The organism is Pseudidiomarina sp., from assembly GCF_048268165.1.
GTDB lineage: Bacteria > Pseudomonadota > Gammaproteobacteria > Enterobacterales > Alteromonadaceae > Pseudidiomarina.
In genome coordinates this window covers 1-8,200 of record NZ_JBLWWA010000026.1, presented here as the reverse complement: position 1 = coordinate 8,200, position 8,200 = coordinate 1, and the positions used below count along the sequence as shown (strand labels likewise).

General features: G+C 48.5%; 12 protein-coding genes. All 12 read right to left on the bottom strand.

Going from position 1 to position 8,200, the window contains the following annotated elements; genetic code table 11:
• Positions 1-8: 8 nt before the first annotated feature.
• Positions 9-545, bottom strand: coding sequence for a DUF924 family protein (locus ACN0UY_RS12635; RefSeq protein ID WP_417667561.1), 537 nt, complete (start codon positions 543-545; stop codon positions 9-11).
• Positions 546-604: 59 nt separating this feature from the next.
• The gene (locus tag ACN0UY_RS12630) at positions 605-1,006 is read right to left on the bottom strand and encodes a GFA family protein (RefSeq protein ID WP_417667559.1); all 402 of its coding nucleotides are present in this window, start codon (positions 1,004-1,006) and stop codon (positions 605-607) included.
• Complete coding sequence (locus ACN0UY_RS12625) at positions 1,003-1,470, bottom strand: GNAT family N-acetyltransferase (protein ID WP_417667557.1); 468 nt, start codon at positions 1,468-1,470, stop codon at positions 1,003-1,005. The genes ACN0UY_RS12630 and ACN0UY_RS12625 overlap by 4 nt, the downstream gene beginning before the upstream one ends.
• A gap of 43 nt (positions 1,471-1,513) precedes the next feature.
• A complete protein-coding gene (locus ACN0UY_RS12620) occupies positions 1,514-2,614 on the bottom strand; it encodes a Fic family protein (protein WP_417667555.1) in 1,101 nt (366 codons plus the stop codon).
• A 63-nt stretch (positions 2,615-2,677) separates the two neighbouring features.
• A complete protein-coding gene (locus tag ACN0UY_RS12615; RefSeq protein WP_417667553.1) occupies positions 2,678-3,226 on the bottom strand; it encodes a hypothetical protein in 549 nt (182 codons plus the stop codon).
• 91 nt (positions 3,227-3,317) lie between these two features.
• Positions 3,318-4,220, bottom strand: a complete 903-nt coding sequence (locus tag ACN0UY_RS12610; RefSeq protein ID WP_372999881.1) for a hypothetical protein — start codon at positions 4,218-4,220, stop codon at positions 3,318-3,320.
• 107 nt (positions 4,221-4,327) lie between these two features.
• Positions 4,328-4,651 (bottom strand): hypothetical protein, encoded by a 324-nt coding sequence (locus ACN0UY_RS12605; protein WP_417667551.1) that lies wholly within the window; start codon positions 4,649-4,651, stop codon positions 4,328-4,330.
• A gap of 103 nt (positions 4,652-4,754) precedes the next feature.
• The gene (locus tag ACN0UY_RS12600) at positions 4,755-5,105 is read right to left on the bottom strand and encodes a hypothetical protein (protein ID WP_417667549.1); all 351 of its coding nucleotides are present in this window, start codon (positions 5,103-5,105) and stop codon (positions 4,755-4,757) included.
• A 114-nt stretch (positions 5,106-5,219) separates the two neighbouring features.
• Positions 5,220-5,765, bottom strand: coding sequence for a hypothetical protein (locus ACN0UY_RS12595; RefSeq protein ID WP_417667547.1), 546 nt, complete (start codon positions 5,763-5,765; stop codon positions 5,220-5,222).
• Positions 5,766-5,886: 121 nt separating this feature from the next.
• A complete protein-coding gene (locus tag ACN0UY_RS12590) occupies positions 5,887-6,387 on the bottom strand; it encodes a DUF2199 domain-containing protein (protein ID WP_417667545.1) in 501 nt (166 codons plus the stop codon).
• Between the two features lie 99 nt (positions 6,388-6,486).
• On the bottom strand, positions 6,487-7,008 hold the full coding sequence (locus tag ACN0UY_RS12585; protein WP_417667543.1) for a DUF4823 domain-containing protein: 522 nt from the start codon (positions 7,006-7,008) through the stop codon (positions 6,487-6,489).
• A gap of 338 nt (positions 7,009-7,346) precedes the next feature.
• Positions 7,347-8,200: PLP-dependent aminotransferase family protein (locus ACN0UY_RS12580; RefSeq protein ID WP_417667541.1), on the bottom strand; the 854-nt coding region annotated here is incomplete at its 5' end.

Here is an 8,200-nt window from a genome sequence, read left to right as displayed (position 1 = left end):
CCGGACATTCAGAACCCGGAGTTTGGCTGTTCAAGAAACTCTTTTTCGTCTTCAGTCGACGTGCGACCCAGAATTTTATTTCGATGGGGATAGCGGCCAAACCGGTCGATAATGGCTTTATGCTTGTATTCAAAATCAAGGCTATTTTGAATACCCAACGCTTCATACAATTTGACAGCTTCTGCGTGGATTAACGTTGACTCACTGTGCATGAACGGCATGTACAGAAAAGAACACTGAACATCAGACAGCTGCCTGTCCAGATTTTTTGAGATTGCACATTGCGCCAACACAAGCGCCATGGGATCACAGGCAAATGAGTCGGGTGTATCACGGTAGATATTGCGTGAGAACTGATCAAGAACAATAACCTCGGCAAGACTGCCAAGAGCCGTTTCGCGCCATGCAAACAGCTCTCCGACCCTGGCTTGCTCATGAAGCGCGCCAAAACGGCGCTGGATCATGGAATCCAGGTCGCCATCCTTTTGCCACCACTGTTTTGGCTCAAGCTCATTGAACCAAAAATCTATAACATCCTTAAACATGTGGCTCCCCTGCTCTGCCGAAACGCCATCGCACGTAACAGTTTAGTACAGATGGCCGCTCAACCCGGCAGCCCGTCGAACGTTGGCACCTCTTCTGACGCCTCTTCCCAATTGGCCTTGCTGGACGAAAAGATGTGTGCCGTTGGCAGTATGGACACGTTAGTGTCCAAAGACCCTGCTGGTACGATAAGAACCTCAGCCGCCTGAGTATTGGGCAAGGCCGAGCCACAGAATTTGCAAAAACTCCTGCTGTGACGAGTACCTGGGAGCGTGAACGTGGTCACGGCATCAGCACCCGACAGCCAACTCAGCTTAGCCGATTGTGAAAACAGATTGGCCGCATGAGCCGACCCCGTATCTTTCTTGCAGTGCTGACAATGACACAGGTAAAAACTGTCAAACGCCCCTTCTACCTTGAAGCGAACGGTGCCACACAAACAGGAACCGAGATGTTCGGTCATGACTGCCTCCTTAGATGAATCAGTGCCACCGGATTGCCGTTGTAGTCGATGCGCTGCTCAACGTCGTAAGGCCTGAAACCAAGCGTTGGATAAAACAGCAACCCGGCAGTGTTTTGATTAAAGCACGACACTGAAACCACCTTTGCGTGATGCTTCTCAAAGCCCAGCTTGACCATATGGTTGATCAGACAGCGCCCCACACCGGCACCTCTTACATCAGATGCCACAACAACATTGCCGATTGAGCACAGCCCGTCTTTCCAACGGTAAAAATTCGCAAACGCCACCACTCTTCCCTCGATTTCAACCACAGTCGAGTCAGAACGCGTTTCGATGCTCTGACGTAACGTGTCTTCCGACAGTGGGTAAACTGCACTTGGGAAGCAGTAAAAAAGCTCCTCCCGTGTTTTCGGGAGCTTACAAATCTCGGGGATGTCGTCGTTTATTACTTCTCGCAGGTACATGGGATGATCCTTGGAATTTGACTCCTGTAGCACCTTGTTAGAACTACTTTGCAAGACTAAGGAACATGTCGACCAGGGCTTGATGCCCACCTTCGCGAGCGCTTTGTAGAGCCTTATAGTATTCGTTCCTGTCGGCAATTTCTTCGAAAGAGAGCTTCTGACCAAGCAAATCTTCACACTGAATAGACGCAATAACCCGCGAAACCCTGCCATTTCCATCTAAAAAAGGGTGTATGGAAAGAAATTGCTCGTGAAACTGCGCGATTGCCAAAACCTTCTCTTGGCGATCTGCATACAAGATATTCATATATTCCTCGCGCCACCAATTCAGTAACTTGTTGATGCGTCGGGGGATCTCATTTGGTGGAGGTGGCACAAAATCGGCAGTCTCCAAATTACATCCCGGAATCCCAATCCATACTTGCATTTTCCGGAATCCCAAAGAAGCTGCTGAGTTACCAATACCAGATTCATACAAGCAGGCAATTTGGATTGCCTGCAAGTCTTCTACGGAAATCCTTGCAGATAACTGAACCCCGGCAACAGGAAGCACACTCAAGGGTGAACCGTCACCCACGTCTCCGGGGTCGATCATCCCCGCCAAAGGCACAGTAGTTCGTTTAATAGATTCGAGAGATGTCTTAATCTCTTCGAAATGCTCTTTGAGGTCTAAATGTGAATTGAGGAACGAGATTTGCTCTGATTTATTGAGTTCAATTCCCAGGTATTCAAGGCGGACACCATAGCCTTTCGGCGAGTCAAGAACGCCACATACACGCTCTCCGTGAAAGATTTCCGAGTTGGGATACTTTGCCGTCAACGCAACACGCTCACCAGGCGTCAACTTCTGGTTCGTTACAAATACAAACCCATCGGCAGAATGCTTGGCTAATCCCTCATAATCCCCAGAGAACTTTTCCTCTATCTTCGCGAATGACATCTGGCCGTTTGGAAAGTAACAGCCAACAACGTATTTCCGTCTTTCGCGCTGGCAAAGAATGTCTTTAGTCCCGTCAGGGCCGCCAACTGGGCACTGGGGGTCGATATCCGTATAGCCTTCGATCCCTAGTATTTTCCCGGCCATACGTTCGGCAAAGGCATTGCCTTTGTCCCAATTTATTAATATCTGATAAGTATTGTTCATCGTCAGTTCTAACGAAAAGCGTGAAGCGCGGATGCGTAGCAGCTGTCGCGCTCCACGCTCTGGTTAGGCGTCGGCAAAAGGCTCATACGAATGCACATTCTGAAAAGCCTCTCGGAATAGTTGTTGTAGCTCCGGCGAGGGCACCGACAAGAATGCACACGCTACTGGGGCGAACGCCTCGATCGCTTCTACTTCGCTTTCGAAATCAATGCCTGGACGCGCTGCTCTCAGCATTTCTAGGACAGCACTGATTTCGTGGCGCTCGATCTGATGGTTCAGTCTGTGGCCGAACTTATTTCTAACGGAGTTGACTTGAAGGATGCCGGGACGTACCGCTGCGGCGCTTGAAGCTCGCGACGGAAGCAACTTTGCCTTTTGAAAAAAGGAAAGCTTCAAGCCTTCGAAATCATCTAAGCCGTAGTGCTGTGCTAAGAAAGCTCCCATAAACGACTCGATGACGAGATGCGCTCGGAGTACGCGGCCGATGGCATCATGATCAGCAGCGGAAAGCTCCAAAAAGCGCTGATTATGTCGCTCGAAATCGGCCTCGATCTTATCCCAATGAGGCTGCAACACTTGCAAGACCTGCTCAATTCCATCGATATCCTTCACCGAGATAATCTCCTTGTGCGGCTAACGCTTGCAGTTGCGGCAGGTACGGAGCGCAGCGGAGTACACTGTCCGACAACCTGCATTTGTTAAATCACTTCTTAGAATCAAATAATCCGCCTTGGACAGCTCTCATTCCAGGAATGACTTCATAGACCTCAAGTATATCGTACCAGACATGAATTATTTCTCCGTCGTAACCAAAAGCGATATCCTCTTTCAGCTCAGCTCGAATGGAGTCACCAGGATTTACAGGAATATCCCCAGCCTGAAAACTAACCAACCATGGTATATCCGAAACTTTTGCCTCAATAGCATGCCCATTATATCTAAAGGCCCATTTTGATTTACCCAAATAGTCAGGTTTTTTGACTTTTAATATTCTAGCGCCTTGAGTCGTATGAACCTCTTTTGTAAGCCAATCAGAAATCACTTGGGACGAAATGGCGAGTTGTCCGTTAAAACGAGCGTCGCCAACAACCGAGCGATACTCAATATAGTCAAATTCCTCAAGAGAGCTCATTACGTTTTGAATTTGCTTTATATGATTCAGAAGATCTTTACGGTTGATTGAGCCGTAGGCAGGTATTCTCTTCACCTTCGTGGACTCTGCAGCTTCCTCTATCTGATCCTCCAATTCCTTGATATCATTCATATCCTCAAGACTTTCCTTGGCCTCGCACCATTTTACAATTAGGTATTTCGCTTTAAGCAAAAAGTGCCCAAGGATTTTCTTTAGCTCAAGGTCTTTAAGCGCATCATCGGGAATTTCCTTCAGGATTTCGCCGAGTTTAGCCCGTAACGAACCAGTGTACACATCCTCAAGAATGACTTGGGGCTCATAATAAGGACTGATCAACTTTCCTAGATCGCGATCCAAATTATTCAGCGCATCGATCATCCCACCCATAGCATGAAAGACTCGTGAGGGATCCCCTTCAGATTTGCGAAAATCTAGGTAGAGTTCGTAATCATAGTCGCTTACTGATGAAGTCACCTCACGATCCCTCTCTGTTCATTACTTTTATATTTAACGCCTTGCTCACCGGAAAATTAGGAGCGCAGCGAGTAATTTTTCCGCGTGCAGCAACTTGTTAGGTGATATCAGTTGCATTTATCAAAATATCTCTCGATTACGCGGTCTTTTGAAAGATAAAAATCTTCAACCCATACTTTCGTTTCCGAGTCTGCACTGATGTTAAAAATATCTTTCATTCCATACGACTCATAATCCCCGACCAAAACATCGCCTTCGCTGGGGTCGTTGCCTCCATACCATTCGAGAAGCGCATACCCCATATTGGTTTCGACAATGTAATAACTACAACCTGATTTGTAGTAAGCCACAACACCTTTAGCCGCGTGAGCAACGGGCACTATGGCAATCATCGCAAATAGCATCGGTATTGATAGTAACTTCTTCATCATCGCTTCCTTTGTCACCTAACGCAAAGCACAGGGGCGGAAAAACGCGTCAGCGGTTTTACGTCCCAGCGGCCGCAGGCGGCGACTGGTGCGCATTGTTAGGCTATTATTCGCCAATGTCTTTGGCCCATTGCAAAGCTGCGAAATGCACGCCAAGACCAGCTAAAAGCCCAATGATACCTAGCACTACCGACGCCCCTGTTGAACCAAATATTGCTCCAATGCCAAAGCCGATAATACCCCAGCCAATACTAAGGAGAATCATCAATGGAATTGCTATTACCGGAATAAACAAAGAAATAATAAGCCCGATTAAAATCATACCAAAAATCCACCAAGACTGTGCGTACAAGCCTAGGCCAATGGAAATTATAAATATCTCTCCAAATAAGATTCCCGACTGCTCTTCATTGAACTTTGCATTACTCATTCCCTTTCTGACTTCATTATGAGACATCTTTCTCTCCTTCGAGTATGGGTTTAAATGTAGTGCCTAACGCCGTGCTAAGGGGCCGCAGCAGCGTAGCTGCGGAGGTCCCAGTGAGCAAAGCGAACGAACTTGAGCACCTTGTTAGGCTCGCCTTGGCGCAAGGTAAACCTGCCTAATTTTGTAAACAAACTCTGGCTTATTGGCATACCGCAAGGCGGTATCCCACAACGGATTAGTTCGATCATTTATGTTTTTTGCAAGAGCTTTTATTTCAGGTGGTGCATCGTCACGGAAGAAATTTTTGTTGTCTCGATTCTTATCGTAGCTCACACCAGTTATTTTGAATTTCCTTGGCGCTATTCCTTTCAATTTTTGCTGCTCAATGTCTTTGTGTGCTGTTTCCCACGTTATGGCTCGAACCATTAACATGTAACGGTGCTCATCGAATTTTCCATCAACTGTAAATTGCGATTTTGAAGGATATTGTGGTTGAATTTTTCGCCGATAGAGCCCACCAACCACAAACCTGAAATGTAAATTATCGGATGACATTTCATATCGTCTGCAATCAACGACATCAACCCAATGCCCTCTGGTATCCTCAATATGTTTCTTAGCAAACAGAACCGCAAATGCTTCATCTGTGCCAGCATATTTGAGGTACTTTTTAAGCAATTTTTCATTCATATTTTAACCATTGCACCGTAAACTCTTACCGCCTAACGCGAAGCACACGGGCGACGAGCCGCGCAGCGGGTTGACGTCCCAGCAGCCGCAGGCTGCGCGTGGTGCGCCTTGTTAAATGGCATTACCGGCATAAGTCTGAATACTCGCTAGACCGGTGTATTGTAATACCGGATTGCTGCTCTTTATAAAGAGAACAAGCTACGTCTTTAACTGTAACTACTGGCCTTGTTTTTGGTCCGGTAAGCTGAACCATCACTTCTGCATTTGAAACTCCGGTATTAAGATGAACATTATTTGCAAGTAAGCCTATAAATGGCGGCTCACTTACTTGCGCATCATCGTCCCATAATTCCCAAACTTTATTGAAGCTATTGGGCGAAACCTGCACCCAAACACCTAAGCAGTATTCGCGGCCAGTATCATGTATTGGCAAAGGCAATACACAACGTAGATAAAAATACTCATCATTGCACACCACATAATCGTTTGTGTACTTGCAGGTCGAATCTCTTTCTTCTTCATCCATAGAAGCAATGTCATCAGGCAAGCGATACGTGAGTTCAACATCAGTTGCCGGAACCATTTTTTCACAACATGGGCACTTTACTAATTCTTGCGACATAACTTCCTTTGCCATTTAACGCTTGCAGCATGCGCGCCCATGGAATGGAGCCGAAGGCGCAATGTAGTGGGCGTCGCCGTGCCTGCACTTGTTAATGCCTCACTGATAGAGATTAGAGACGTATTCATTTGTAGGTTCGGGTAATAAATCTTGTGGATGATCCCCACCAAATGTTGCCCATTTACTTTTTCCAGTATAAGAGGAGTTTGCCAACTCTGACTTAGTGATGGCATCGTATATAACTATTTGAATTTCGATACGATCCGGCTTGCCTGACCACTCCGTTGCACGATCCTCCCAATGAAGGATGACTGGTTTAACGAAGTAACCGTATCTCTCAACATCTATCTTATCTAGGCACTCTTCATCATGACAATCTTGTGCTATATCGACCTTGCTTGCATTCTTAGAAAAGGCAGCTCTTACTGCATTGACTGTCATGCGGCCGGAGTTCCTGTATTGAGTATTCTCATACCAGCCATCTTCTGGCACCGAAATTAGGACACCCAATGAAGGGTCTAGCTTATCAACAGGTGCCTGGAACTCTGAGTAATTGTAAGTAGAGGCACAACCAGAAAACAGCATCATAACTGTGGTCAATATTAGAATTCTTACGATCATATGCTCTCCGTGATTGATCTTTGCGTTAACAGCCCATTTATGAGGTCTTCTACCTCATAATAATTATTAGCGGGTATACCTTTTAATTTTCCCACGCCATCCATAACTTTCTGATTTCATTAACTTCACAACAACGCTCTGAGCAGAAAAAGGTAAAACAGCTCTCGGCCTGTTGTTCAAACAGGTACAGACCACAGCGCCAGGAAACAGGTGCTCGCCAGAAAGGAGATGATCAACTGATGAAACATGAAAACTACAAGCCATCCCGGTCATCGACCCATCCTCTTTTCCCTGTCGTTGTGGCTGCCGACTTCCCGCTGGCAGAGTTCAAATATGCCTCATTTGTTGCCTGTTGCCAACAGCTCTGGCAGCTGGTTCAGCGCGGCCAATCGCTTGCCATCCCAGGGGTGGGCGTAGCTGATGCGCAGGCAGTGTTTGAACTGGCCGGATACCGAGAACAGCGGGCCCGGGGTGATGACGATGCCCTGTTCCAGCGCTCGGGGGTAGCAGGCCAGCGTATCGAAGGCATCGGGCAGTTCTACCCAGACGGCCAGGCCGCCGGTGGGCCTGCTGACGCGCAGGTCGATGGGCCAGGCGTTGAGTGCGGCGATCAGTTGGTCGCGGCGCTGGTGCAGGGCGTTGCGCTGGCGGCGCAGGTGGGTGGCAAGGCTGCCATCGGCCATGTAGTCGGCTAGGCCCTGTTGCAGGGTGCGGCTGCTGGCCAGTTGGGTGACCAGTTTCAGGTGTAGGATACGGGCGTGCCAGCGGCCACCGGCGATCCACCCCAGACGCAGGTCACGCGACAGGGACTTTGAGAACGAGCTGCACAGTATCACGCGGTCATCACCGTCCAGCGCCTTGAGCGGGTCGGGCGGGCTGCCCAGCGCGGTGTCGGCATAGATGTCATCTTCGATGATGGCCAGATCATGGCGCTCGGCCAGCGCCAGCAGGTGTTGTCGGGCTGCAGTGGGCATCAGTGCGCCACTCGGGGTGGCAAACGCGGGCGAGACGATACAGGCCTTGACCGGCCAGCGCTCTAGTACCGCGTCCAGTGCGTCCATATCCATGCCGGTGTCGGCACCCGCAGGGACTTCCACCACCTGCAGTTGCAGCTGTTCCAGCAGCTGCAGTACACCGTAAAACCCGGGGGACTCGACGGCCACCACATCACCAGGCTTGCAGCAGGCCATCA

Coding starts and splice junctions, on each gene's coding strand:
- ACN0UY_RS12635 (WP_417667561.1), bottom strand. CDS start 545: ATGTTTAAGGATGTTATAGATTTTTGGTTCAATGAGCTTGAGCCAAAA.
- ACN0UY_RS12630 (WP_417667559.1), bottom strand. CDS start 1,006: ATGACCGAACATCTCGGTTCCTGTTTGTGTGGCACCGTTCGCTTCAAG.
- ACN0UY_RS12625 (WP_417667557.1), bottom strand. CDS start 1,470: ATGTACCTGCGAGAAGTAATAAACGACGACATCCCCGAGATTTGTAAG.
- ACN0UY_RS12620 (WP_417667555.1), bottom strand. CDS start 2,614: ATGAACAATACTTATCAGATATTAATAAATTGGGACAAAGGCAATGCC.
- ACN0UY_RS12605 (WP_417667551.1), bottom strand. CDS start 4,651: ATGATGAAGAAGTTACTATCAATACCGATGCTATTTGCGATGATTGCC.
- ACN0UY_RS12600 (WP_417667549.1), bottom strand. CDS start 5,105: ATGTCTCATAATGAAGTCAGAAAGGGAATGAGTAATGCAAAGTTCAAT.
- ACN0UY_RS12595 (WP_417667547.1), bottom strand. CDS start 5,765: ATGAATGAAAAATTGCTTAAAAAGTACCTCAAATATGCTGGCACAGAT.
- ACN0UY_RS12590 (WP_417667545.1), bottom strand. CDS start 6,387: ATGTCGCAAGAATTAGTAAAGTGCCCATGTTGTGAAAAAATGGTTCCG.
- ACN0UY_RS12585 (WP_417667543.1), bottom strand. CDS start 7,008: ATGATCGTAAGAATTCTAATATTGACCACAGTTATGATGCTGTTTTCT.